Origin of the sequence: Kribbella sp. NPDC049227 (assembly GCF_043197265.1) — a bacterium.
Classification (GTDB): domain Bacteria; phylum Actinomycetota; class Actinomycetes; order Propionibacteriales; family Kribbellaceae; genus Kribbella.
Map to the genome: position 1 here is coordinate 210,735 of NZ_JBICST010000004.1, position 25,711 is coordinate 236,445.

Consider the following 25,711-nt stretch of genomic DNA (forward strand, 5'->3'; position numbering starts at 1 on the left):
CTTTCCCGCAGAACCACCCTTCGGTCTTGAACGAAACGGACATCCGCTGCCCCCACCACCGTGCCATCCTGTCGCCGAAGCCACGGGAGGGAGACCGACGATGAGCCCGGACCAGTCGAACTGGGGTCCTCCCGGCCCGCCTCAGCAGCCCCAGCAACCGCCGTACCAGCAGCAGCCTCCCTACCAGCAGCAGTGGCCACCGCAGTACCAGCAGCAATGGCAGCAGCCGCAGTACCCGTCGCCACCGCCGCCCGGGCGCGGACCGCGGCGAGGGTTGCTGACCGGCATCGTTGTCGGCGGCCTCGTCTTCGCGATCCTCGCGACGGTCGGGACCTTCCTCATCGTCCAGTCACGCGACGACACCGCGGCCGACCCCGCACCGACATCCAGCAGCACCCAGCCGTCGGCATCGACCGAACCGTCGGCCAGTCCCTCGGCCGGTGCCGGCCGCCCGGAGAAGCTGGACGCGGTCGTCTCTTCGCTGACCTCAGCCGGTTTCGCCTGCACCGACAGCCTCACCACGCCGGTGCTGGTGGTCCGGTGCTTCGCCGAGCCGGCACTGTCCGACGGCGATCAGATCGTCACCTTGCAGGCGCAGGACAACGCGGTCACCTACGCGCACCTCAAGGTGGACACCTTCGATCAGGCAAGCGAGACACCCAAGCTCTACCAAGCGGCGATGACCGCGGTCACCTCGAAGCTGCTCCCGCCCGCCGACGCCGCGATCCTGCGCACCTCCAAGGAGCGGGAACCACGCATCGGCTGGGGTAAGGCGCGGCAGAGCCACGACAGCGAGGGCACGCGGCACGACCTGACGCTGACCGCGAAGGGGACGAGCCCGAAGATCCTGCTGGACGGCCAGACCAAGGCCACCGTGGCGAAGGTGACCCAGGCCGCGCGCAGCAAGGGATTCACCTGCAAGGTCAAGCCGGAGATCCACGTCACCGGCTGCTCCCAGACCAGAGGGACCGAGGTGTACTCGATCGACTCGTTCAGCATCTGCGGGACGGCCCAGGAGCAGAAGGGGTACTGCGACACGGTCGGCGGCAACGCATCCTGGATCAACGCGTACGTCGGGTTCGGCAAGAACGTGAACGAAGCGATGGTCGCGCGGATCCTCGCGCACCTCCAACTGACCGCCGACCTCGCCCTCGGCGAGTCCTCGGCGGAGGTCCGCCAGTGGATCGGGGACCACCTGGACGGCAAGACGCACCACACCGACCTGGCCGGGGTCCACCTGGCGATCCTGCCGGGCAGCGGCGGCCGGGGGCATGCGGGCAACAACCCCAACATCGTCTCCCTCCAGGTCGAAGGGATCCGCGCGTACTGACCGCGTGAGGCGGCTGTTGGAGTTCGCCTCGGGGCTGTGAGGATGTCATGAGGGACGGGTGTCGGAGCGGCCGCGGGGCGTGAGAGTGAGCGGGTGACTGTCACCTCGGACGAACGGCACCGGCTCGGAGTGATCGGCGGTCTGGCGGCGCTGTCGCTGGACGCGATGGCCTCGGTGGCCTACGGGCCGGAGGCGATCGTGCTGGTGCTCGCCCTCGGCGGTGCGACCGCGATCGGCCTGACCCTGCCGGTGACGCTGGCGATCGCCGCGTTGCTGCTCGTCCTGGTGCTGTCGTACCGGCAGGTGATCGCCGCCTTCCCGAACGGCGGCGGATCGTACGGCGTCGCGAAGAAGTACCTCGGCCGGCGCGCGAGCCTGGTCGCCGGGGCGTCGCTGGTGATCGACTACGTGCTGAACGTCGCCGTGTCGGTCGCCGCCGGCGTCGCCGCACTGACGTCCGCCGTCCCGGGACTGTACGGCTACCGGGTCTGGATCGCGCTGGTGGTCCTGGCCCTGGTCACCGCGGTCAACCTGAAGGGCGTCGCGCACAGCGCGCGGATGTTCGTCCTGCCCACGGCCGTGTTCGTGGCGGCCATCCTGACAGTGATTCTGGCCGGTCTGCTCCGCGGCGAAGCCGCGGTCACCACCACGAGCGCGGAGCAGGCCGGTCAGATTCACACCATCGGTGTTCTCCTGCTGCTGAAGGCGTTCGCGAACGGCTGCGCGGCACTGACCGGGGTCGAGGCGATCGCGAACGCCGTCCCGAGCTTCCGCAAACCGCGGGTGATCCTGGCCCAACGGGCCGAGCTCGCACTCGGCGTTCTGCTCGCGACGATGCTGATCGGCCTCGCGGTGCTGATCAAGAAGTTCGAGATCAAGCCGGTCGACGGCGTGACGGTGCTCTCCCAACTCGCCGACGCCTCACTGGGCCATGGCTTCGGGTACTACGTCGTCCAGGCCTCCACCGTGGTCCTGCTGGCGCTCGCCGCCAACACGTCGTACGGCGGACTCCCGGTACTCGCGCAGTTGCTGGCGAAAGACCATTTCGTGCCGCATGTCTTCAAACTGCGGGGGCAGCGGCAGGTGTACCGCTACGGGATCGGCTTCCTGACGCTGGTGTCGGCGGTGCTGCTGATCGCGGCGCGCGGCGACATGAACACGCTGGTCCCGCTGTTCGCGATCGGTGTGTTCGTCGGCTTCACGCTGTCCCAGGCCGGCATGGTCCGGCACTGGTGGCACTGCCGTCCGGTCCGCTGGCAGTTCAAGCTGGCGCTCAACGGTTTCGGAGCGATCCTCACCGGTGTGGCCGCGATCGTGGTCACGGCGTCGAAGTTCACCGAAGGCGCCTGGCTGATCGCGGTCACGCTGCCCGCGCTAGTGGTGCTGATGCAGATCGTGCAGCGGAACTACCGGCGGATCGGCGAACGGCTCGAGCTCGGCCGGGTGCCGGATCAGCCGGCCGCGCGGCGGTCGCGGGTCGTCGTACCGGTCAACGGCGTCAGCAAGCTGACCCGGGAAGCGATCTCGGTGGCGTCCGGTCTCGGCCACGACGTGGTCGCCGTGCACGCGGTGAACGCGAGCGATCCGGACGACGTCCGGGCGTTCAACCGGCTGATCACGGACTGGGAGCGCTGGAGTCCCGGCGTACCGCTGGTCGCGCTGGCCGATGACCGTCGCCGGCTGACCGACCCGATCATCAAGTACATCCAGCACACCCAGATCGAGACGGTGTTCGTGCTGATCCCCGAAGTGGAACCCGAGCACCTCTGGCAACGTCTGCTGCAGAACCAGCGCGGCGCCATGCTCGCCCACGCCCTCCGCCGCGACACCAACGCCGTCGTCTGCCGCATGCGCTTCCGCATCCACGACGACGAGTCTCCGCTCCCCCCGACCCCGACCCTGGTCACCATCAGCCGCACCAGCGTGTGAACCGTGCCGAAGAACGGGACGTAGTCGTCTACGCATATCCGGTCGGCCGCCTGGGCACAGCCGGCCGACCCCGCTGGGCCAACCACTACCCGTCCTTGAGTACGGATCAGGGCTCGAAGCGGTAGCCCATTCCTGGCTCGGTCAGAAGGTGCTTCGGCCGGGCGGGGTCGGCCTCGAGTTTGCGGCGGAGCTGGCCCATGTAGAAGCGCAGGTTGCCGCTCGCGTTCTCGTACCCGGGCCCCCAGACCTCGGTCAGGAGCTGGCGCTGCGACATCAGCTTGCCGGGGTGCCTGACCAGGACCTCGAGCAGGTGCCACTCGGTCGGGGTGAGCCGGATGTCCTCACCGGTCTCCAGGGTGACGCGCTTCGCGGACAGGTCGACCCGGATCCCGCCGACGGTCACCACCGGCTGGTCCTGGGCGATGTTGCTGCGCCGCAGTACGGCGCGCATCCGGGCGAGCAACTCGTCGATCCCGAACGGCTTGGTCACGTAGTCGTCCGCGCCGGCGTCCAGCGCCTCGACCTTGTCCGTGCTGTCGGTCCGGCCGGACAGCACCAGGATCGGCGCCTCGGTCCAGCCGCGCAGGCCGCGAATCACGTCGACGCCGTCGAAGTCCGGCAACCCCAGGTCGAGGATGACCAGTTCCGGCGGGTGCTGCGCCGCCACCTTCAACGCCGCCGTACCGTTGCCGGCCAGATGCACCTCGTAGCCGCGGGCCTTCAGGTTGATCTGCAACGCCCGCACGATCTGCGGTTCGTCGTCGACGACAAGCACCCTGGTCATAAAGCCTCCGGCTCGGAGCGTTCGCGCGATCCCGGGATCGGCGCGTCGGCCGGCCGCAGGTTCGCGGTCGGGATCGAGACCACCATCGTCAGCCCACCACCCGGAGTGTCCTCGGGCTGCAGGGTGCCGTGCATCGCCTCGGCGAGGCCACGCGCCAGCGCCAGCCCGAGACCGACGCCGACCGTGTTGTCAGTGTCGCCCAACCGCTGGAACGGCGCGAACACCCGGGTCCGGTCCTCGCGCGGGATGCCCGGTCCGCGGTCGATCACCCGGATCTCGACGGTGTCCCCCAGGGCACTTCCGGTGATCAACGGCGCGCGGCCGGGCGGCGAGTACCGGATCGCGTTGGCGAGCAGGTTCGCGACCACCCGCTCCAGCAGCGCGGGGTCGGCCTCGACCAGAGGCAACGTGTGTGGGATGTCGACGGTGACCTTCTCGCTCTGGTCACCGAGCTCGGCCAGTACGCCGGGCACGATCTCGTCCAGCGCCATCGGCCGGGTGAAGACGGGCAGTACGCCGGCCTGCAAGCGACTGAGATCCAGCAGGTTGTCCACCAGACGTGACAGGCGGTCCAGCGACTCGTCCGCTGTCTCCAGCAGCTCAGCCCGCTCCGACTCGCTCCAGTCGACATCGTCACTGCGCAGGCTCGTCACGGACGCCTTCGCCGAGGCCAGCGGGGACCGGAGATCATGGCCGACCGCGCGCAGCAGCGCCGTACGGAGCTTGTCCGCCTCGGCCAGCGGTTTGGCCTCGGCGGCCGCCGCGCTCAGCCTGGCCCGGTCGACCAGGGCGGCCGCGTGGGCGGCGAACGCACCGACCAGCCGGCGTTCGTCCGCCGCGAGCTGCCGGCCCTGCAGCACCAGGACCAGGTCGTCCCGCCCCGGGATCTCTGCGTCGCCGTCCTCGGGCCGGCGGCAGGTCGGCGTACCGGCCGAGGCGATCGGCCGCCAGACCTCGGTCAGCTCGTCGTCGTCGACTCGCTCCATCAGGCAGGCGCTCGTCATCCCGAAGGCCTCCCGCACCCGCTCCAGCAGCGCCGGCAGCGCGGTCTCACCACGCAGCACGGACCCGGCCAGTGTCGCCAGGGTCTCCGACTCGGCGGCTGCGCGGGCTGCCTGTCTGGTCCGGCGGGCGGCCCGGTCGACGACCGAGCTCACCATCGCCGCGACCAGCACGAAGATCGCCAGCGCGAGAACGTTGTTCAGCTCCGCGATCGTGAACGTGCGCGTCGGCGGTGTGAAGAAGTAGTTCAGTACGACGGTCCCACCGATAGCGGTCACCATGGCCGGCCACAATCCACCGACCAGCGCGACCACGATCACGGCCAGCAGGAAGGCGAGGACGTTGCTGGTCAGGTTGAGGCTGTCTCCGCCGAACCCGAGCAGCAGGGCCAGCAGCGGCGGCAGTACGACGGCCAGCACGAAACCCTCGACCTTGCGCCGGGTGGACAGGCTGCCGCGCAACCGGGGCAGCCTGCCACGGCCCATCTGCGAGTGCGTGACGATGTGAACGTCGATGTCGCCGGAGTCCCGGATGGTCGACGTACCGATCCCTGGACCGGTCAGCGCGCCGAACCGGGAGCGGCGGCTGCCGCCGAGGACCAGCTGGGTCGCGTTCTCGGCCCGGGCGAAGGTCAGCAGCGCGGCCGGGACGTCGTCGCCGACGACCTGGTGGTACGTACCACCGAGGCTCTCGACCAGAATGCGTTGCTCGGCGAGGCGTTTCGGGTCGGCGCCGGTCAGCCCGTCGGAGCGGGCGACATGAACGGCGAGCAGGTCTCCACCGGAGGACCGGGCGGCGATGCGGGCGGCACGCCGGATCAGGGTCCCACCCTCGGGGCCGCCGGTGAGGGCGACCACGACACGTTCCCGGGCTTCCCAGGTCGAGTCGATGTCATGTTGGGCACGGTACTGCTGCAGGCCCACGTCCACCCGGTCGGCGAGCCACAACAGCGCGAGTTCGCGCAGGGCGGACAGATTGCCGACCCGGAAGTAGTTGCCCAGGGCAGCATCGATCTTGTCCGCCGAGTAGACGTTGCCATGGGCCATCCGGCGGCGGAGCGCCTCCGGAGTCATGTCGACGAGCTCGATCTGGTCGGCGGCCCGGACCACGCGGTCCGGGACCGTCTCCTGCTGCGGTACGCCGGTGATCTTCTCGACCACGTCGTTGATCGACTCGAGGTGCTGGATGTTGACCGCCGAGATCACGTCGATCCCGGCCGCGAGCAACTCGTCGATGTCCTGCCAGCGCTTCTCGTTGCGGCTGCCCGGCACGTTGGTGTGCGCCAGTTCGTCGACCAGCGCCACCTCCGGCCGCCGGGCCAGCACCGCGTCGAGGTCCATCTCGGTGAAACTGGCGCCGCGGTAGTCGATGATCCGCCGCGGGACGATCTCGAGTCCTTCGAGCATCTCCGCGGTGTGCTCGCGGCCGTGGGTCTCGACGAATCCGACCACGACGTCCGTGCCCCGGGCCAGCCGGCGCTGACCCTCGCCCAGCATCTTGTAGGACTTCCCGACGCCGGGCGCGGCACCCAGGTAGATCCGCAGATGCCCACGGCCGCTCTTACTCATACTCCGATGATCTCAGTTCGACGCCAGCGCGTTGTTGAGCGTGACGACGTTGACGTACGGCTCGCCCAGGAAGCCCAGGGCGCGGCCCTTGGTGTTCTCCTTGACCAGTTGCTGGACCTTGGCGACGTCCAGGCCACGCTCCCGCGCGACCCGGTTGACCTGCAGAGCGGCGTACGCCGGGCTGATCGCCGGGTCCAGGCCGCTGCCACTGGCTGTCACCGCGTCCGGCGGGACCTGGGACTCCTGGACACCCTCCAGCGCCGCGACCGTCTTCCGCCGCTCCTCGACCATCGCCAGCAGGTCGGAGTTGTTCGGTCCGAGCTGCGAGGCCGAACTCCCCTTCCCGTCGTAGTCGACCGCGGACGGCCGGGTCTGGAACCACTTCGGGTCCGCGACCATGATCGCGTTGCCGTCGGCGTCCTTCTTCCCACTGTCCTGGGTGTACGCCTGACCGATCAGGTCCGAGGCGGTGTCCTTGCCGGCGACCTGAACGATCGAGCCGTTCGCGTTGCCGTGGAACACCACCTGGGACACACCGGTCATCACCAAGGGGTACGCGAGACCGAGCAGCACCGTGAAGAACAGCAGTGCCCTCAGAGCGACCCCGAACTGCCGGACCGAGCCGGGCAGATTGCTTGCCATGAACAACTACCTCTCAACGCAGACCGGGGATCAGCGAGATCACCAGGTCCAGTAGTTTGATACCGATGAACGGGCTGATCAGGCCGCCGACGCCGTACACCAGCAGGTTGCGCCGCAGCATCGCCGAGGCCGACGACGGCTTGTAGCGAACGCCGCGCAGGGCCAGCGGGACCAGCGCCACGATGACGAGCGCGTTGAACACGACGGCGGACACGATCGCCGACTCCGGCGAGTGCAGCCCCATGATGTTCAGCTTGTCCAGCCCCGGGTACGCCGCCGCGAACAGCGCGGGCAGGATGGCGAAGTACTTCGCCACGTCGTTGGCGATCGAGAACGTGGTCAGCGAACCACGGGTGATCAGCAACTGCTTGCCGATCTCGACGATCTCGATCAGCTTGGTCGGGTTGGAGTCGAGGTCGACCATGTTGCCGGCCTCCTTGGCCGCCGACGTCCCGCTGTTCATCGCCACGCCGACGTCGGCCTGGGCGAGCGCGGGGGCGTCGTTGGTCCCGTCACCGGTCATCGCGACCAGCCGGCCACCCTCCTGCTCCTTCTTGATCAGCGCCATCTTGTCCTCGGGCGTCGCCTCGGCCAGGAAGTCGTCGACCCCGGCCTCCTCGGCGATCGCCTTCGCGGTCAACTGGTTGTCACCGGTGATCATCACGGTCCGGATGCCCATCGCGCGCATCTGGTCGAACCGCTCCCGCATGCCTTCCTTGACCACGTCCTTGAGGTGGATGACCCCGAGCGCCCGGGCTGTCCCGTTCACGCTCTCGGCCACGACCAGCGGCGTACCGCCGGACGCGGAGATGCCGTCGACGATGTCGCCCAGCTTCGGGTCGGCACTGCCGCCGTGGCTGTGGATCCAGGCGTTCACCGCACCGGCCGCACCCTTGCGGACCTGCCGGCCGTCCACGTCCACACCGCTCATCCGCGTCTGCGCGGTGAACTCGACGAAGGTTGCGTGCGGCAACTCTCCGGTGTGCCGCTCGCGCAGTCCGTAGCCGGTCTTCGCCAGTACGACGATCGACCGTCCTTCCGGCGTCTCGTCGGCCAGGCTGGACAGCTGGGCCGCATCGGCCAGCTCGGTGTCCGTCACGCCCTGGACCGGGATGAACTCCGACGCCTGCCGGTTGCCCAGCGTGATGGTGCCGGTCTTGTCCAGCAGCAGCGTGTTCACGTCACCCGCGGCCTCGACCGCGCGGCCCGACATCGCCAGCACGTTGCGCTGCACCAGCCGGTCCATGCCGGCGATACCGATCGCCGACAGCAGTGCGCCGATCGTGGTCGGGATCAGACAGACCAGCAGCGCCACCAGGATGACGATGCTCAGATCCGTCTTCGCGTACGCCGCGAACGTCGGCAGCGTGACCGTGGCGACCAGGAACACGATGGTCAGGCTCGCCAGCAGGATGTTCAGGGCGATCTCGTTCGGCGTCTTCTGCCGCGACGCACCCTCGACCAGCGCGATCATCCGGTCGATGAAGCTCTCACCGGGCTTGGTGGTGATCTTCACGACGATCCGGTCCGACAGCACCTTGGTGCCGCCGGTGACCGCACTCCGGTCACCGCCGGACTCGCGGATGACCGGCGCCGACTCACCGGTGATCGCCGACTCGTCGACGCTCGCCACACCCTCGACGACGTCGCCGTCGCCGGGGATGATCTGACCGGCCTCGACGACGACCAGGTCGCCGAGCTGGAGCTGGGTCGCGGGGACCTGCTCCTCGCGGTCGCCGAGCAGCCGGCGTGCGGTGGTCTCGGTCTTGGCCCGGCGCAGCGTCTCGGCCTGGGCCTTGCCCCGGCCCTCGGCGACGGCCTCCGCCAGGTTGGCGAAGATCACGGTCAGCCAGAGCCACACCACGACCCACCAGACGAACACGCTCGAGTCGGTGAAGGCGAAGATCGTCGACGCGACCGCACCCACCTCGACCACGAACATCACCGGGTTCTTCACCATCACCCGCGGGTCGAGCTTGCGCAGCGCGTCCGGCAGGGAGGTCAGCAGCATCTTCGGGTCGAACAGACCCGACGGTGCCTTCTTCTCCACCTTCCCGGTGTCGTTCTTGGCACCCGGGGAAGGGGTCTTCACTAGCGTGGTCACAGTCCCTCCGCGAGGGGTCCTAGAGTCAGAGCGGGGAAATACGTCAGGCCGGTCACGATCAGGACGGTGCCGACGAGCAGCGTCACGAACAGGGCCTTGTGGGTGGGCAGGGTGCCCTGGGTCACCGGTACCGGCTGCTGCTGGGCGAGCGAGCCGGCCAGCGCCAGCGCGAACACGATCGGGACGAACCGGCCGAGCAGCATCACCAGCCCGAGGGCGGTGTTGTAGAACGGGATGTTCGCGCTGAGACCGCCGAACGCGCTGCCGTTGTTGTTACCGGCCGACGTGAACGCGTACAGCACTTCGGAGAACCCGTGGGGACTGTCGGTGTTGAAGATCGAGGCCCGCGCGACCGCCAGCCCCATCGCCAGGGAAGCACCGACGAGTACGACGGTCGGCGTCGTCAGGATGTACAGCGAGACCAGCTTCATCTCGCGCGCGGTGATCTTCTTCTTCAGGTACTCCGGCGTCCGGCCGACCATCAGTCCGGCGACGAACACGGCCAGGACGGCGAGGATGAGCATGCCGTAGAGACCGGTGCCGGTACCACCCGGTGAGACTTCACCGAGCATCATGTGGAACAGCGTCGTACCGCCGCCGAGTGGGGTGAACGAGTCGTGCGCCGAGTTCACCGCGCCGGTCGACGTACCGGTGGTCGTGGTGGCGAAGAGTGCGGAGGCCCATTCGCCGAAGCGGGTCTCCTTGCCCTCCATCGCGGCACCCGCGGCCTGGGTCGCCGTACCGGCGCCCTGGTTCTCGAAGAAGGTCGCCGAGAAGGTGAAGGCGGCCCAGAGCGTGGCCATCACGCCGAGGATCGCGTAGCCCTGCCGCTTGTCCTTGATCATCAGGCCGAAGGTCCGGGTCAGGGCGACCGGGATGACGAGTTCGAGGAAGATCTCGAACAGGTTCGACAGACCGTTCGGGTTCTCGAACGGGTGCGCGGAGTTGGCGTTGTAGAAGCCGCCGCCGTTGGTGCCCAGCTCCTTGATGACCTCCTGGCTGGCCACCGGGCCGCCCGGGATGGTCTGGGCCTGGCCGACCACCGACGTCACTTCGTGGCCGCCGGAGAAGTTCTGCACGACGCCCATCGCGACCAGGACCAGCGTGCCCAGGATCGCGATCGGCAGCAGGACCCGCAGCGTGGTCCGGGTCAGGTCGACCCAGAAGTTGCCGAGCCGGTCGGTCTTGGCTCGCGCGAAGCCGCGGATCAGGGCGACCGCGACGGCGATGCCGACGGCCGCGGACAGGAAGTTCTGCACCGCGAGGCCGGCGAACTGGACCAGGTGGCCCATCGTCACCTCGGGCGAGTACGACTGCCAGTTCGTGTTCGCGACGAACGAGGCTGCGGTGTTGAACGCCAGCCCCGACTCCACGTTCGGCAGGCCGAGCGACAGTGGCAGGTGGCTCTGCAGCCGCTGCAGGAGGTACAGCAGGATCAGGCTGAGTGCGGAGAACGCGATCAGCGACCGGGCGTAGACGCCCCAGGTCTGATCGGCCTTCGAGTCGACGCCGAAGATCTTGTACGTCGCCCGCTCGATCCGCAGGTCCTTGTCGGACGAGTAGACCCGGGCCATGTAGCCACCCAGCGGCCGGTACACAGCCGCCAGGCACAGGATGAGGAAGCCGACCTGCAACAGGCCGGCCGCAGTGTCGGACATCAGAACCTCTCGGGGAAGATCAGGGCGGCGACCAGGTAGAGGACCAGGGCCGCGGCGACCACCAGGCCGGCGATGTTCTCGGCGCTCACAGCTTCTCCACTCCACGCAGCGCGTACCAGATGGCCGCGAAGACGACGACGGTGACGGCGAGATAGATGACGTCAGACATGACGGCGCCGCCTCACAGCTAAAGTGCTCATGAAGCCACTGCACACCGCTCGTTGCCTGCTCAGGAGTGTTCTCGCAGGCCTCTCACACCCGCTCTCACAGCTCTCACAGGCTTCTCACAGGAACGTATTCCGGACCGGACTTCGCCCGTGGCCGTTCTGTCCGCATACTTACGCCTGGCAATCCCAGCTCCAGCCCCACGCACAGACAAGGGAAAGAACAGCACGTGACTGAAGTCGACATCACCGCCCCCGCAGAGCAGTTCTTCTCCGCGCAGACCCGGGAGGCGCTGGCCGAGGCGAGCCGCCGGCTGGCCGAGCGCCTCCAGGCCCACACCGACGCCCTGCTCGCGATGACCGGCACCGAGGAGCAGTCCGCGCTCTACGAGCAGAACGCCGCCCTCGAGGAACTCGTCGAGGGCTGGAACGACGCGGTCTTCGAGCACACCGGTACGGCGCCGCTGCTGCTCGAGGACTCGGTCGACGACGAGGACGACGAAGAGGCCGAGCAGGATCAGGTGATCAGCGTGGTGTCGCGGTTCGACCTGCGCGTGGTCGACCTGGAAGCCCTGCTCGACGCCGGCCGGGCGGCGCAGGAACGGCACCCGGCCGAACTGGACGACGGCGGCGAGGACGAGCCGGTGGACTCGGCCGAGCAGGCGATCTACGAGATCAGCCGCGAGGTCGGCGAGGCCTGGTTCGAGCTCCCGGGCATCGAGATGGTCGCCGGCGCCCGCGCGTACGTCGTACCCGAGCTTCCGTTCGAGCCGCTGGACGCCGACGCCGAGGACGTCGTCACCGAGCTCATCGCGCCGAACGGCGTCGCCACCCACGCCGAGACCTGGGCCTAGCCGAACACCTTCGGGTCCGACGGTCCCGCGCACCAGCCGGGACCGTCACCCCCGACCCACCTGCCCCCCGCTCCTGAGGTTGATCCCACCGAGCCCCCTCGCACCTCAGCCGCTCCCCCGCCACTGAGCATTTCATGGGTTATCCACTGAAATCGCCGGTTGTACCCCCAAATTCCGGGCTGACAACCGGCAACTTCAAGGGTTGTCCGTCGAAATGACCGGCAGAGCGAAGGGCCCAGGCCGGTGCGCAGAGACGGGAGGTGCCCATGCGCGGAGCCGGATCGGAGCGCTGAGCCGGGAGGTGCGCGAGGCGGGTCGGTAGGGCACGTGCAGCTCGACAGGAGGTGTCTTGCCGACCACGCACTCGGCTCGCTCAGCAGCACCTGGACAACGCGCCGATCGCTCGACACCTCCTGTCCGTGTGTCCCCGTCGGACGCCTAACCCATCGCGATCGCGTCGATCTCGAGGAGCCAGTTCTCGGAGTAGATGTCGCAGATGACCACGGTCAGCGCGGGTGCGTGCTGACCGAGGACCTCTTCGCGGATCTTCGAGTTGAGCGCCCGGAACTGCCGGTCGGACAGGTAGGTCGTCACCTTCACCAGGTTCAGCACCCCCATGCCCGCCTCGGCGAGGACCGAGAGCACGTTGCGCCAGACCATCCGGCACTGCGCCTCGAAACTCTCCGGCACTCGGCCGTGCTCGTTGCCCCACGGCACCTGACCGCTGACGAACACCGTCCGCTCGGCCCCACCGACGACCACGCCGTGCGTGTAGTTCCCCGTCGCCGGCGGCAGGATCGCCGGGTTCAGCTGCTGGATCGCAAGCTCCGCCACAGTTTCCTTCCCCCTCCCACGTTGCTGCTTGCCCATGTCTACCCTGCGCCGGATTGAACCGCCTAGCCCATCGGGCCGTATCGATGGTGTTCCGCACCTCAACCGACAGGAAAGTGACATGTCGCTTCGCTCGAAGGGCCGTCCACTCGCTGTTGCGACCGCGTTCATCGGTGGTCTCGCGCTGGTCGCCCCAGCGACCGCCAGTGCGCATCAAGACCACCACGCATCCTCGACGTATCTCGCCGTACAGCAGGTGAACCTCGCCTCCGACCTCCCCGGCAAGGCAGTGTTGACCGACCCGGACCTGGTCAACCCGTGGGGCCTCTCACTCGGCGCGACGACGCCGCTGTGGGTGTCCAACCAGGGGACGTCGAGCTCCACGCTCTACTCGTCCGCGCCGGGCTCGACCACGATCACCAAGGTGCCCACCGTCCGGGTGACGGTGCCGCTGCCGACCGGTCAGGTCTCGAACCCGGGCACCGGCTTCGTCCTCAGCAACGGGACCGTCAGCGCTCCGGCCCGGTTCATGTTCGCGACCCTGACCGGCCAGATCGCCGCCTGGGGTCCGCCGGTCAGCCCGACGATCGGTGCGGCGCAGATCGTCGCCACCACCCCGGGCGCCGCTTACACCGGGCTGGCCGTCGCAACGGCGAGCACCGGTGACCAGCTGTACGCCGCCAACTTCGCGCAGGGCCGGATCGACGTGTTCGACAACGCCTTCAACCCGGTCAAGTTGCCGTGGTGGGCGTTCCGTGACCGCTCGCTGCCGAAGGGTTACGCGCCCTTCAACGTGCAGACGCTGAACGGGAAGATCTTCGTCGCCTACGCCAAGCCCGACCCGAAGACCGGCCGCAGCGTCGCCGGCCGCGGGCTCGGCTTCGTCGACCAGTACACGGTGGACGGCAAGTTCGTCAGCCGCGTCGCTTCCCGCGACTCGCTGAACGCGCCGTGGGGCCTCGCGCTGGCTCCGGCCGCCTGGGGTCAGCCGGCCGGCACGCTTCTGGTCGGCAACTTCGGCGACGGCCGCATCAACATCCTGCAGCCGAAGTCGCACGGTCGCTACAAGTCCGACGGCCAGGTCCGCACCCCGGCCGGCAAGACGCTCGTGATCGACGGCCTCTGGGCTCTGCTCCAGGGCACCGCGACCATCGGCGGCACCGACGCCCTCTGGTTCTCCGCGGGTCTCGACCAGGAGACCCACGGCCTGATCGGCGTACTCCGCAAGCCGTAGTCCACCTGGTGTCCGGGGAGATCGGGGCCTCCCCGGACACTCAGGGTTCTCAGACGCCCTCTCAGGCCTTGAGCGACTTCTCGAACCAGTGATGGGCGTACGGCTCCGCGTTGAACGCGGACACCTCCTGATAGCCCGACGCGCGATACAGCCCGATCGCCTCGGTCAGAGCACGGTTGGTCTCCAGCCGTACGACGTTCGCACCGCGGGCGACCGCCTCGCGTTCGAGCTCGGTGAGCAACCGGCGTCCGAGCCCCAGACCGCGGGCATCGCGGGAAACCCACATCCGCTTGATCTCCGCGGGCTCCTCACCGTGCAGCTTCAACGCACCGCAGCCGATCGGCTCAGCATGCAGCGTCGCGACCAGCAGCAGGCCGGCCGGCAACGTCAGCTCGGCGTCCTCCGCCGAAATGCTGCGCACGTGATCGAACCCGTTGTCGAAGCGCTCGCCCAACTCGTCGAAGTACGAGCGCAGGCACAGCTGTGCCTCCGGCCGCCGCGGATCGACGATGCCGACGTCGACCATCGATGCGGTCAGCAGCCGTGACACCTCGTCCATCGCGGCGACGAGCCGATCGCGCTGGCGCTCACTCAACGGTGCCAGGATCGACCCGGCCAACTCGTCGGACCGCCGGTCCAGCAGCCGCCGCTCCTTCGCACCCGTCCTGGTCAGCCGTGCGATCCGTACGCGCGCGTCCGCACCGCTCTGCTCGACCCGGACCAGCCCGTCCTCCTCGAGCGACCGCAGCAACCGGCTGAGGTACCCGGAGTCGAGGCCGAGCCGCGTCCGCAGCGCTCGTACGTCGCACCCGTCCGCGCCGATCTCCCACAACACCCGGGCCTGCCCGAGCGGACGGTCCCGGGACAGGTAGGCGTCGTTGAGCGCGCCGACGCGCTCGGTGACGATCCGGTTGAACCTTCTGACCGCGGCGATCTCCATTCTCTGACTTTAGTCAGAGAATGGGGGCTCAGTCGAGCGGGCGGAGTTCGTCGGCGTAGGACACGGAGATGCGGCGGAGTACGCCGTCCTTGACCGAGTACTGGCCCATGCGCCACAGCGGCGGACTGTAGGCGTGAACGGTGATGCTGCCCTTGTCCAGCCCGGTCAGGCGGTGGATGTGGTCCGGGCCGAAGCCGTAGACGTCGCCGGCCGTCACCTCGGTCTCGACCGAGTCGGTGCCGATCGCCAGGTTGTGCTCGACCAGCGTGCCCTTCGCCACCGCGACCGCGCCAGACGAGACGTCGTGGTCGTGCCAACCGGTGTCGTTGACCGGCGTCCAGCAGATCAGCCAGACGTCGACGTTCGCGTCCCGATGCAGGGAGGCGAACACCCGCTCCTCGTCGCTGTAGGCGACCTTGTCCTCCCACAGGTGCGGCTGCGCGGCAACCGACGCGGCCAGCTCGGACAGTTCGGCGGCGTCCAGGTCGCGGCCCGGAAGGTTGTCCAGCGACAGACAGTTGTTGAGATCCACTAGCCGGCTGGGCTGGCGCGCCGGGACGTTCGGAACGTCGGTGATCGGCTGAGCAGTCACTGCACTCCCCTCTCAGGAGATGGTTGCCCGGCCCCGGGGTTGACGCCGTACAGGAGCCGGTGTGGGTTGGCGTGGCGGATCACCGCGGTCGCGGCGTCGCCTTGGCGGAGGTCGGTGATCCCGGCGTACGGCCGGTCGGTGCCGTGCACGACCTGGTCGATGCCGAGGACCCGCGCGACCGCGTCGATCCCCTGCGGGCCGTAGCTCGAGGTGTCGACGTACAGGTTGGGGTCGATGGTGCCGAGCCGGCCGCCGCGGGCGGCCAGCCGTTCGTGGTGCACAGGAGCCAGTCCGGCCGCAGCCACGAAGCACAACCGCAGTCGCGGGTGCTGGTGGCGGCCGCCGTACGCGTGCCAGGCCCACCATGCGGCCTGGAGTTGGCCGGCGTAGTCGACGACGGGCGCCCACCACCCGGGCACCTCGCAGTCGGTCCGGGCCGTGCCCGGGTGGACCAGGATCGGCTTGTCCGACTGCTCGGCGACAGCGAGCAACTCGCTGACCTCGGCCCACCCGGCCGGCGTCGCGAGTACATGCGCCGGCAACTGCAGTCCGAGGAAACCGTCGGCCAGTAGTACGCCGAGGCCGTCGACGTCAGGCTTGATCAAACTCACCGAAGCCCAAGCCTTGAAAGGCTCCGGCAGCGCGGCCGCACCCGCATGCCACGCATCGAGTAGCGCGTTGTCGCGGAGCTGCTCGATGCCGAGCGGACTCGACAGCGACACCGCCGCGAGCGTCGTACCGGCGTCCTGCTCGAGGGCGACCCGCTTGTCCACCGCGTGCGCGGCCGGATCGACCTCGTACGGCGCTTCGGTCGCGGTGTGCAGCGTCCAGCCGTCGAGGTACGGCGGCTCGGAGCGGGCCCGGAGCCGGTCGACGAACTCGGCCGGCCAGAGGTGCTGATGGACGTCGATCATCGGCTCCTCCTCCCGGCGGTTTGATCAGATTGAAGCGCTTCAGGATTCTTAGAGTGAAGCGCTTCAATGCGAGACTTGTCAAGTTTCTGTCCGCGGGGCGGTCTAGGGTGCTGATCATGTCCGGAACCGGCCGCAGGCCAACCCTCAAGGACATCGCCGCGGAGACCGGCCTGTCGATGGCGGCCGTGTCCTACGCGCTGCGCGGCCTGCACGGCACTCCCGAGACCAGACAGCGGGTCCAGGACGCCGCCGACCGACTCGGCTACCAGGCCGACCCGGTGGCGCGGGCGCTCGCGTCCGGCCGGAGCGGTTCGATCGGCGTACTGTGCGCGTCGCTCGAGGACCTCTGGCAGCAACGGCTCGCCGCCGCGCTCGGCCGGGAGCTGCTCGCCCCGGACCGGAACGCCTGGATCATCGACTCGGCCGGCGACGCGGACCGCCAGCTCGAGCTCGCCCAGCATCTGGTCGACCACCGCGCCGACGCGATCGTGGTGATCCCGATCAACCCGGCCGCCAAGGGCTGGGCCGCGATCGCGCAGCAGGCGCCCGTGATCGCGATCGGCGACGCACTGCCCGGCGCGAAGGCGAAGTCCGAGGTGGTGTTCGACAACGAGACCGGCGTCAGCATCGCGCTCGGCCGGCTCGCGGAGGCCGGCCACCGACGCGTCGCGGTCCTCAGCCCGACCCGCCGGTTCGAGGTCGAGCGGCCGGCCGAGGAGATCGCTCAGCGCATCGGCGTGAACCTCAAGCTGAAGGTCCGCATCCTGCAGTGCCCGCACGACCTGGCCGGCGCGACCGAGGTCGCCCGCGAGCTGCTCACCAGCAGCAACCGACCGACCGGCATCCTCGCGCTGGCGGATTCGATGGCCTTCGGCGTGTACGCCGCCAGCCGCGAGCTCGGCCTCCGCGTCCCGGAGGACCTGTCCCTGCTCGGGTACGACGACCAGCCGATGTCGCAGCTGCTCACGCCGCCACTGTCCACGTTCCACTGGCCGCTCGCGGAGCTGGTCGCGGACGTCGTCGCGCGCGTCACGTCCGCGGTCGACACCAACCGCCGAGTCCGTCGGACGACGGTGGCCCCGACCCTGATCGAGCGCGGCTCGGTCGCCGCGCCGCCCACCTGAGCGACGCGACGACCTGCCGACTGCGATCTCCACGCGCTCGAAACTAGACTAATTCACTGCACTTACTGTTCATCGTCCAGGATGTGGGAAGGCAGCGGCATGCGGCCGTAGTTCCTCGGTTGCCGCCCAGACCCGTCGGGCCAGGTCTTCGTCGTACGAGATCGCCGACGACCGCACCGGCCGGAACCGGTCGTAGTACCCGGTCGGCGCCTCGGGACCGACGGCCAACTGCACGACCGGCTCGGCACCGCGCCGCGCCGGCAGGGCGAAGGCCTGCACGGCCGCGACCTGCAGCCGCGGGAACTGCCGCCCGAGATCCGTCCGAACCACACCCGGATGTACGGCGACCACACTCAGGTCCGGTCGGCGGCGCTGCAACTCGTACGTGAACAAGAGATTGGCCAACTTCGTCCTGCTGTAGGTGAGGAACGGATCGAACTCCGCCGGCCCGTCCGCCAGCCGCCGCGGATCGATCCGGACCGCGCCACCGCGCATCGGCGACCGATGCCCCTCGGAGTTCACGTTCACGATCCGGCCACCCGGCGGAAGCAGCGGCAGCAACAGCGCGGTCGTCGACCACGGCGCCAGGTGATGGACGGCGAGGTTCAGTTCGATGCCCTCGGCACTGACCTGACGAGTAGGCGTCATCACCCCGGCGTTGTTCACCAGTACGTCGATCCGCTCGGTTCCGGCCGTGATCGCCGCTGTCGCCAGTTCGACGCCGGCCCGCACCGACATGTCTGCGGTGACAACAGTCGCCTCTGGCAATCGCCTGGCCAGGTCGGTGGCGCGTTCCGGGTCGCGCCCGACCAGGAACAGCCGATGACCATCGGCCGCCAACTGCTCAGCCGCTCGCCGCCCCAGCCCCGAGGTGGCACCGACCAGGACGACGACGCTCACGCCTTGATTCCCTTCAACCCAAGGGCACTGCTCAGCGCACGCTCCCTGAGTCCTACCGGCAACCTGGTGAGGACCGCCGCGAGCGTGCGTGCGTCACCGACCGTGTAGCGACGCTTCGGCCGCGGCGCCTCGACCGCACGAACGATGACCTCGGCAACCTTCTCGGCTGGGCCGGGCTTGAAGCGTGCGCTCGCCTTCTCGTAGGCGGCCAGATGGGCGCCGTACAGCGCCACCCGGTCGCCGTCCGTTCGCTCCAGCGCCTCCTGCGCGGCCGCTCCTGCCTTGGTGAAGATCGCGGATTCCGTCGATCCTGGCTCGACCACCACGACCGGGATGTTCCACGCGGCGAGCTCGAGTCGGAGTGCGTTCGAGAGCGCCTCCAGTCCTGCCTTGCTGGCCGACAGCGCACCGAGCAGCGGCATCGCAACCCGGCCGGTCGGCGCACTCACGTTGATGATCCGGCCCGCACCGGCGCGGACCAGCGGCAGGAACTCGCGAACGACGGAGGCCGGGCCGAGCGTGTTCACCTCGAACTGCCGCCGCCATTCGTCGGCCGGCACCAGCTCGATCGGTCCCTGCACGATCACTCCGGCGTTGTTGATCACCGCCCGCAGGCCGCCGACCTCCGCGGCCACCTGCTTGGCTGCGGCCGCGACACTCTCCGGATCCGCCACGTCCAGCGTGACCTCCCGGATTCCCTCACCGAACCCGGCCCGCCCGCGCACCCCGGCGTACACGGTGAAGCCGCGGCGACGGAGCAACGCGACCGTCGCCGCTCCGATGCCGCCGGTCGAGCCGGTGATGAGTACTGCACGACTGTCAGACATTCCGACTCCCTCACGATCAAATGGCCCTCAGGACATGTCCCTAGGGACATATGAGAGCATGCACATGTCCCCGGGGACATGTCAAGATGTTCCGACGAGACCGAAGGAGGCGCGCGATGTCGTTGCGGCACGGGCTGCTCGGGCTGCTCGCCGAGGGGCCCGCCAGCGGGTACGACCTGGCCCGGCGGTTCACCGAGGTCCTGGGCTCGATCTGGCCGGCACAGCACCCGAAGATCTACGCCGAGCTCGGCAAGCTCGCGGGCGAAGGCCTGGTCGAGGTCGAGAGCGAGGGACCGCGCCGGCGGAAGGCGTACCGGATCACCGACGCCGGGCTGGCTGAGGTCAAGCGCTGGCTGACCGAGGTCGAGGTCGACCACACCATGCGGTTGCAGCCGTTGCTCAGGTCACTGTTCTTCTGGCTGATGGACGCCGACGACCTGCAACGCCACCTCGAGTCCGAGGCACGGTTCTACTCCGAACTGGCCGAGCAGTACCGCCAGTACGCGGCGGCCAAGGACCGCGGCGACTTCGGCTACAGCCCGCAGACCCAGTCGATGCGGGTCACCGTCGAAGCCGGCATCCGCCTGTACTCCGCTCTGGCCGAGTGGGCCGAATGGGCCCAGACGGTCCCGCCCGCGAAGCCGTCGAAGGACCACTGAGAACGGCGGAAGGCCGGCCGAGCGGGATGCTCGACCGGCCTTCGCGGGTGGTGCGGGTTACTTCGTACCGAAGACCTGGATCTCGGTCATGTCGGTGAACTGGCAACCGCCGAACGCACCGTCCGGGCAGTTGGTCGCGAAGTCCGGCACCTGCGGGCTCGTCATCACGAACCGGACGTACTGGACGCCGGTCGCGTTGCCGGTCGGGGTGAGCAGGTTGTACTTGCCCCGGTTGTCCGCGGTGAAGGTGCCCTGCTGGGCGACCGCCCAGGTGGTGCCGTCGACCGACGTCTCGATCCGGTAGCCACCGGTCGAGGAGCTGCCGGGGTCACCACAGACGTTCGACGGGTCGACGTTGAACGCCGAGACGTTGACCTTGCCGGACAACTTGATGTCGATGTGCTTCTCGATCATCTGGTTGGTCGGCGTGCCGGCGTCGTCACCGGTGGTGCTGCCCCAGCCGGTGCCCTGCGCGTTGTCGATCGCCATCGCCGGGCCACAGTCCGGGGTGAAGTCCGGACCGTTGAAGTCGACCACCGAACCGCCACCGGACGACGCGGCCCAGTTGCGGCGCGGCGCGAAGTTCGACTTCGAGCCGTTCTTGGCGACCGTCGCCGACTGGACCAGCAGCTCGTAGCCCGGGGCCGACAGGACGACCTTCGGGTAGGTCCCCGGCGCGACACCGGTGATCTTGTACTCGCCCTTCGAGTTGGTCGAGGCGGCGTAGTCGCCGGCGTAGCCGGAGGAGTGACCGCCGATGTACACCAGCGCGCCGGCCACCGGAGCACCGGTGTCCTTGTCCAGAACCGTGCCGCTGAGCGTCGTGGTCGCGCCCGTCGGCGGCTTGTGGAAGTCCTCCGCCGGGAACGAGTCGCCGCCGTCGACGACACCGGCGTACCAGCCCATGCCACGGTTGGCGAAGACGGTCCAGATGGTGTCGGCGTTCTTGCCGCCGCTGGCGACCAGGTCGGCCTGCACGATCGCGTTGCGCATGTCGAGCATCGTCGGGTCGGCCGGCGACAGCTCCATCGCACGGGTGATCAGGCTGACCGCGTAGCTACGGCCGAAGCGCTCCCGCAGGTCCCAGAGCGTCTGGGCCCAGACCTCACCGGACGAGTGCACCTCGGGCGTCCCACCAATGGTCGGGAAGTCGCCGTAGGTGTAGCCACCCTTCGAGCCGTCCGGCTGGATGCAGTTCGGGCTGACCGCCTTCACCCGGCAGTCGATCGCCTGGGTGCGGAACAGCTGACCAGCCGCGACGTACTTGCCCTCGAGGACCTCACCGGGAGCGGTGGTGTCCTTCTCCAGACCGTGCGAGACCAGGTAGTCCATCGCGTAGAAGTCGCTCCACGCCTCGCCCATCGAGCCGGCCTGGATGCTGTTCAGCGTCGAGTTGCCGGTGGCGTCGACGACCAGGCGGTTGGACAGACCGTGGGTGTACTCGTGGTACAGCACGCTCGCGTCGTTCGCACCGCTGGCCGGCACGAACGGGTCCTGCGCGTCCGTCGTCCCCGGGAAGTGCCACAGGTACATCTGCATGGTCGGCGGGGTGCCGTCCGGCGGGGTCGACATGTTCGCGTTGTCGATGTGGTTCGCGTCGGGTCCGCCGTTGGCAGCGGTCGCCGCGCCGTCCAGCGCGTTCAGGAGGACCGGGTCGCCGCCCGCGGCGTCGAACGAACCGGCCGCCGGGGTGAAGCTGATCGGCGGCTTGGCCAGCCAGTCGTGGAAGTTGCTGGCCAGGTAGAACGCGTTCGTGACGTCCTGGTTCATGTTCGTCTTCCAGGAGTCCGGCTTGGCCGGGTCCCAGGTGCAGATGAACGACGCGGAGCAGAGCGAGGAGGAGTTGTTCTGGAAGGGCACCAGCTTGTACTCGGCGCCGGTCTTGGTGCCCGGCACCTTGACCGTCTCACCGGTGTTCGGCCGGTTGTCGTCGTTCACGTCGGCCCAGGCGGCCACCGACGTACCCTCGAGCAGGGTCTTCGCGTTCTTCGGCAGCCACTTGTTGAAGATCAGGTTCTCGACCCGCTGCGTGCCGCCCTTCGCGGCGCCCGGGTAGTTGTCCTGCACCAGCGCGTCGCCGTTGCCCTCGCTGACTAGGTCCTTGCGGTAGAGCAGGGCGCCGGTCTGGGCGTCGATGACGTGGCTGTAGATCTTCATGCCGCCGGCGTTGACGTAGGTCAGCCAGCCCTTGCGCAGCCCGTCGGCGGTGTGGAACCACACCTGCTTGGCGGTGTCGCCGTTGCTCCACGTTGTCGCCGTACCGGCGGACTTCGCGGTCGCGGACTGCGCCGTACCACCGATGTCCTTGGCAGCGGCGGTGCGGGCCGCGGCGGCGGACACCTTCGGCGCGGCCGCGGCGGACCGGGCCTGAGCCTGGGTGGCCAGTCCGGCGACCGGCGAACCCATCAGCGAGATCAGCTCGCCGTGCTTGGTGACGTTGGCCTTCAGGCCGTTGCCGAACACCTCGACACCGTCGACCGTCTGGACCCACGAGATGTGGTGGGTACCGAGGTCGTCGACGTAGTCCTTGCGGAGCTTGAGCGTGCCGAGGTCCGCGGCGGTGAGCTTGAAGACCTCGGGGTGCGCCTTCACGTAGCCCAGCGCGACGTCGGTCGCCTTCTTCGCGCTCTTGCCGGTCAGGAAGCCGTTCAGCTTGGAGACCTGGGCCGGGGTCCCGGTGTTCGGGTCCAGCTCGACGACACCCTGGGTGCCGAGCGAGTTCCGGAACTTCTCCGACGCCGCCGACTCCTGGGCCGCGACCTTGGCGGAGCGGGTGGTGGTGGTCTTGGCGTTCGGGGTCCGGGCGTCGTAGTTGCCCTTCCGCTCCTTGCTCTTGGTGTTCTCGGCCTGGGCGGCCTTGCCCTTGCCCTCGTTGGGGCCGGCCGTCTGCGCGGCCGTGGCGCCGCCGGCGGCGGTCACGGCCAGCACAGTGGCGGCGGAGACCGCGGTGACTGCCAAGAGCCCCCGCCGTCTGCGTGATGTGGTCACAGAAACGCTCCATCAAAAGTGTCTGCGCGGGTCGCCCTCCACGATCCGTCCGCGCCTGACCTTAAGCCTGGCGGACAGTCCGGGGAAGAGATTTCACCGGATTCGCGAGGAGACGAGGGTTGTCCTTCGTGCACGGAACAGTACTAGGAGCGACAGTGAAATCATCGCACCCAGCCAGCAACCGGTTGCGGTGAGTGTCGCGCCGCCGGGGTGGGCGATCGATTCGCCGCGTTCGGCCTGCCAGGTGACTAGCCAGATCAGGCCGGCGTACGACGCCGCGGCGACCGCGACGAGGGCGGTACGGGCACCCTCGGGACGCAGCGCCGGAAAGCGGCGGGCGAGCAGAACGAGGCCCAGGGCAACCAACGGGATCGCCTGCAGTGCGTGCACGCCGAGGAAGTGGCCGATCCTCAGATCGCCACCTTGCGTGCTCCATCCGGTGATCGGCAGCCCAGGGCCGCCGTCGCCGACGCCGACGCCGTGCGAACCGAGGTGCAACTGCTGACCGGCCGCGGCCGCTTCGCGTTGCTGTGCGGGGGTGACGCGGAACATCAGATTGCCGAGCAGCATGCCGGCCAGCGTCGTACCGAGGGCGAGCCGGATGCTCCAGCGCAACGCCCGGTCGCCGGGCTTGTCGAACAGCAACTGGATCGCGATCACCAGGACCGCGGCCCAGACCAGATAGATCGTGCTCGCCATGATGTTGTGGATCAACTGGTCGGCCGGTGTCGACACGTTGAAGTGCAGTTGCCGGCCGCGGACCACGACCTGTCCGATGATGAGGACCATCTCGGCCGCGACGCCGACGGCAACGATCGTGCCCATCCACCAGCCGAGCCGCCGGGCCCGCTTCTGCAGTGTCAGCATCCAGGCCAGCGTGCCGCAGTACAGCGCCAGGCTGATCGCGAACTTCAGCGGCTTCATCCAGATCGGATGACCGAGCAGGATCCGGTCGTCGAGCAGCGCACCGCCGATCGTGACCGGAACCAGTGCGGCGAGTGCGATCGCGACCCAGAGCAACGGCCGATGCAGCCGCGTCGATGAGTCCGGAAGGGTGGGTACGGCGTCCCGGCGGGCGGTAAGGATCGTCATATCTCGATCCTCGGCACCGCGCGGTGTGGGGTCAGGAGCGTCAGCCCCACGAGCGGGGGTGGACCTGAGTCCACCCCCGCTCGTTCGATCAGAAGGCGCCGGCGCCGTTCGGCGTACCGAGACCGGTCGGGCCGTCCCAGCCGGTGCGGGCGTTGCACCACTGGGTCGTCGGGCAACTGCCGTTGCTGCCGCTTGTCACGTCGAACAGCGAGCCGGGGTGAGCGTACGGCAGCGCGTTCGCGTAGCCGCTGGTGTTGCCGGACAGCGCGTAGACCGCCGCGATGATCGGAGCAGCCTCACTCGTGCCACCGAACTGCGCCCAGGTCGACGCCGTCTTGCTGGTCGGGTAGTAGATCGCCATGCCACCCTTGCCCGGGTCGGCGGCAGCGGAGACGTCGGCCATCGCCCGCTTCGAGCACCCGGTGTTGAACGACGCCGCGCCACTCAGCGCGGTGTTGTACGTCGAGCAGCCGGAGCCGGCACCGCTCCACACGGTCTCGCTCCAGCCCCGTGCGTTGCTGGCGGCAACAAGCGACGTACCCCCGACGGCCGTCGTGTACGACGAGGACGCCGGGTAGCTGCCGCCCTGGTAGCCATCGTCACCGGTGGATGCGGTGACGGCGATGCCCGGGTGGTTGTAGTACGTGCCGTAGGTGGCGTCGGACGCGTCGCCACCGCCGTAGCTGTTCGAGATGGCAACGACCCCGGGCTGCTTGGACGCGGTCACCACGGCCGCACCGAGGTCGGCGAAGCCGGCCGACTTGGCCTGGACCACCACGATCTTCGCGTCGGGCGCGGCGGCCGACACCGCATCGACGTCGAGCGCCTGTTCACCGGCCCAGCCGGCGTTGAACCGCGGCAACGATGTGCCGCCGTTCTGGTCGATGACCCGCAGACAGCCGTTGGCCGTCGTACACGCGGACAGCCCGAACTGGGATCGATAGACGCCGAGGTCGCGCTCCAGGTTCGGGTAGCCGTAGGCGTCCACGATCGCGACCGTGCGCCCGCCGGCGCTCAGGCCGTTGAGCTTGTACGCGTCGCGCAGACCGGACGGCGTGAGTCCGGTCGACGGGGGTGTCGCGGAGGCCGGTGCCACGCCCACGGCGTCGACCAGCTTGATCGCGTGGCAGCTCGCGGTGTGCTTGGCCTTGGTGGCCGAGCAGACCTTGGCGGCATGCTTTCCGACGGTGTACGGGGTCGGGGCCGCGACGGCCCCCTGTGCTGTCAGCCCTGCGACGGCCAGTGCGCCGGCGCCCAGGGCGGACACGAGAATCCGTTGCCTCAACAGAACTCCTCGAGCTGGGCAGGCCTCCGCCCCGGACCCGTTCGGCGGGGCGGAGACCGGCATGGGTTGGTTCCGGAATCGTCTGCCCGGGCAGGGACCGCGGACCAGCGATCGGACCCACGACAAATGTCATGGGTTGACCGGCGGGCCGCGCGGTTTTCCCTGTCCTGACGCGAAGTTCCGCGGCCGGACGGCGGTGAAGGATTCCCCCTGACTTTTCCGCGACCCGGCCTTGACACGGTTTCGGCCGTCGGGCCTATGCTGTCGAGAAATCGATTTCCCGCCCCAGG

General features: G+C 69.0%; 21 protein-coding genes. 6 read left to right on the plus strand and 15 right to left on the minus strand.

The annotated features are described in order from the left end of the window. Positions 1–100: 100 nt before the first annotated feature. Entirely contained in the window at positions 101–1,330 is a 1,230-nt protein-coding gene (locus ACGFH6_RS18735) for a hypothetical protein (protein ID WP_393385195.1), read from the plus strand. A gap of 93 nt (positions 1,331–1,423) precedes the next feature. After that, positions 1,424–3,259: an APC family permease gene (locus ACGFH6_RS18740; protein WP_393385196.1), complete on the plus strand. Its 1,836-nt coding sequence runs from the start codon at positions 1,424–1,426 to the stop codon at positions 3,257–3,259. A 106-nt stretch (positions 3,260–3,365) separates the two neighbouring features. Here ACGFH6_RS18740 and ACGFH6_RS18745 read toward each other — a convergent pair whose 3' ends face one another. The 6 genes from ACGFH6_RS18745 to kdpF are packed head-to-tail and all read right to left on the minus strand — an operon-like array spanning position 3,366 to position 11,106. Beyond that, positions 3,366–4,043: a response regulator gene (locus ACGFH6_RS18745; RefSeq protein WP_393385198.1), complete on the minus strand. Its 678-nt coding sequence runs from the start codon at positions 4,041–4,043 to the stop codon at positions 3,366–3,368. Next, entirely contained in the window at positions 4,040–6,613 is a 2,574-nt protein-coding gene (locus ACGFH6_RS18750) for a DUF4118 domain-containing protein (RefSeq protein ID WP_393385200.1), read from the minus strand. Before ACGFH6_RS18750 ends, ACGFH6_RS18745 begins: the two co-directional genes overlap by 4 nt. 12 nt (positions 6,614–6,625) lie before the next feature. Further along, positions 6,626–7,255 (minus strand): K(+)-transporting ATPase subunit C, encoded by a 630-nt coding sequence (gene kdpC / locus ACGFH6_RS18755; protein WP_360449977.1) that lies wholly within the window; start codon positions 7,253–7,255, stop codon positions 6,626–6,628. Positions 7,256–7,268: 13 nt separating this feature from the next. Beyond that, entirely contained in the window at positions 7,269–9,305 is a 2,037-nt protein-coding gene (gene kdpB, locus ACGFH6_RS18760) for a potassium-transporting ATPase subunit KdpB (protein WP_393386717.1), read from the minus strand. 50 nt (positions 9,306–9,355) lie between these two features. Then, positions 9,356–11,017 carry a potassium-transporting ATPase subunit KdpA gene (kdpA, locus tag ACGFH6_RS18765; RefSeq protein ID WP_393385203.1) on the minus strand — a complete coding sequence of 554 codons (1,662 nt, stop codon included), beginning with the start codon at positions 11,015–11,017 and terminating at the stop codon, positions 9,356–9,358. Next, positions 11,017–11,106, minus strand: a complete 90-nt coding sequence (gene kdpF, locus ACGFH6_RS18770) for a K(+)-transporting ATPase subunit F (protein ID WP_130442715.1) — start codon at positions 11,104–11,106, stop codon at positions 11,017–11,019. Before kdpF ends, kdpA begins: the two co-directional genes overlap by 1 nt. Positions 11,107–11,411: 305 nt before the next feature. Between kdpF and ACGFH6_RS18775 the strand changes: the two genes are divergently transcribed. Continuing rightward, positions 11,412–12,035, plus strand: a complete 624-nt coding sequence (locus ACGFH6_RS18775) for a hypothetical protein (RefSeq protein WP_393385205.1) — start codon at positions 11,412–11,414, stop codon at positions 12,033–12,035. A gap of 438 nt (positions 12,036–12,473) precedes the next feature. Here ACGFH6_RS18775 and ACGFH6_RS18780 read toward each other — a convergent pair whose 3' ends face one another. Continuing rightward, a complete protein-coding gene (locus ACGFH6_RS18780) occupies positions 12,474–12,869 on the minus strand; it encodes a RidA family protein (RefSeq protein ID WP_393385207.1) in 396 nt (131 codons plus the stop codon). Positions 12,870–12,987: 118 nt separating this feature from the next. Here ACGFH6_RS18780 and ACGFH6_RS18785 point away from each other — a divergent pair, with 118 nt between their 5' ends. Beyond that, positions 12,988–14,100 carry a TIGR03118 family protein gene (locus ACGFH6_RS18785; protein ID WP_393385209.1) on the plus strand — a complete coding sequence of 371 codons (1,113 nt, stop codon included), beginning with the start codon at positions 12,988–12,990 and terminating at the stop codon, positions 14,098–14,100. Positions 14,101–14,161: 61 nt separating this feature from the next. Here ACGFH6_RS18785 and ACGFH6_RS18790 read toward each other — a convergent pair whose 3' ends face one another. The 3 genes from ACGFH6_RS18790 to ACGFH6_RS18800 are packed head-to-tail and all read right to left on the minus strand — an operon-like array spanning position 14,162 to position 16,546. Further along, entirely contained in the window at positions 14,162–15,040 is an 879-nt protein-coding gene (locus ACGFH6_RS18790; protein WP_393385211.1) for a GNAT family N-acetyltransferase, read from the minus strand. Between the two features lie 28 nt (positions 15,041–15,068). Next, the gene (locus ACGFH6_RS18795; protein ID WP_393385213.1) at positions 15,069–15,632 is read right to left on the minus strand and encodes a cysteine dioxygenase; all 564 of its coding nucleotides are present in this window, start codon (positions 15,630–15,632) and stop codon (positions 15,069–15,071) included. Next, on the minus strand, positions 15,629–16,546 hold the full coding sequence (locus ACGFH6_RS18800; RefSeq protein ID WP_393385215.1) for an amidohydrolase family protein: 918 nt from the start codon (positions 16,544–16,546) through the stop codon (positions 15,629–15,631). Before ACGFH6_RS18800 ends, ACGFH6_RS18795 begins: the two co-directional genes overlap by 4 nt. A 116-nt stretch (positions 16,547–16,662) precedes the next feature. Here ACGFH6_RS18800 and ACGFH6_RS18805 point away from each other — a divergent pair, with 116 nt between their 5' ends. Beyond that, entirely contained in the window at positions 16,663–17,670 is a 1,008-nt protein-coding gene (locus ACGFH6_RS18805) for a LacI family DNA-binding transcriptional regulator (protein WP_393385217.1), read from the plus strand. 69 nt (positions 17,671–17,739) lie between these two features. On the opposite strand, the gene ACGFH6_RS18810 is transcribed toward ACGFH6_RS18805, so the two are convergent. Then, positions 17,740–18,570, minus strand: coding sequence for an SDR family NAD(P)-dependent oxidoreductase (locus ACGFH6_RS18810; protein ID WP_393385219.1), 831 nt, complete (start codon positions 18,568–18,570; stop codon positions 17,740–17,742). After that, positions 18,567–19,397 (minus strand): SDR family NAD(P)-dependent oxidoreductase, encoded by an 831-nt coding sequence (locus ACGFH6_RS18815; protein WP_393385221.1) that lies wholly within the window; start codon positions 19,395–19,397, stop codon positions 18,567–18,569. The genes ACGFH6_RS18810 and ACGFH6_RS18815 overlap by 4 nt, the downstream gene beginning before the upstream one ends. Positions 19,398–19,513: 116 nt before the next feature. Between ACGFH6_RS18815 and ACGFH6_RS18820 the strand changes: the two genes are divergently transcribed. Then, positions 19,514–20,056 (plus strand): helix-turn-helix transcriptional regulator, encoded by a 543-nt coding sequence (locus tag ACGFH6_RS18820; protein WP_393385223.1) that lies wholly within the window; start codon positions 19,514–19,516, stop codon positions 20,054–20,056. Between the two features lie 57 nt (positions 20,057–20,113). On the opposite strand, the gene ACGFH6_RS18825 is transcribed toward ACGFH6_RS18820, so the two are convergent. The 3 genes from ACGFH6_RS18825 to ACGFH6_RS18835 all read right to left on the minus strand — a co-directional run bounded on the left by ACGFH6_RS18825 (position 20,114) and on the right by ACGFH6_RS18835 (position 25,421). Beyond that, complete coding sequence (locus ACGFH6_RS18825) at positions 20,114–23,044, minus strand: M36 family metallopeptidase (protein WP_393385225.1); 2,931 nt, start codon at positions 23,042–23,044, stop codon at positions 20,114–20,116. A gap of 93 nt (positions 23,045–23,137) precedes the next feature. After that, complete coding sequence (locus tag ACGFH6_RS18830) at positions 23,138–24,136, minus strand: hypothetical protein (protein WP_393385227.1); 999 nt, start codon at positions 24,134–24,136, stop codon at positions 23,138–23,140. An 88-nt stretch (positions 24,137–24,224) separates the two neighbouring features. Next, entirely contained in the window at positions 24,225–25,421 is a 1,197-nt protein-coding gene (locus ACGFH6_RS18835; RefSeq protein ID WP_393385228.1) for a hypothetical protein, read from the minus strand. Between the last annotated feature and the right edge of the window lie 290 nt (positions 25,422–25,711).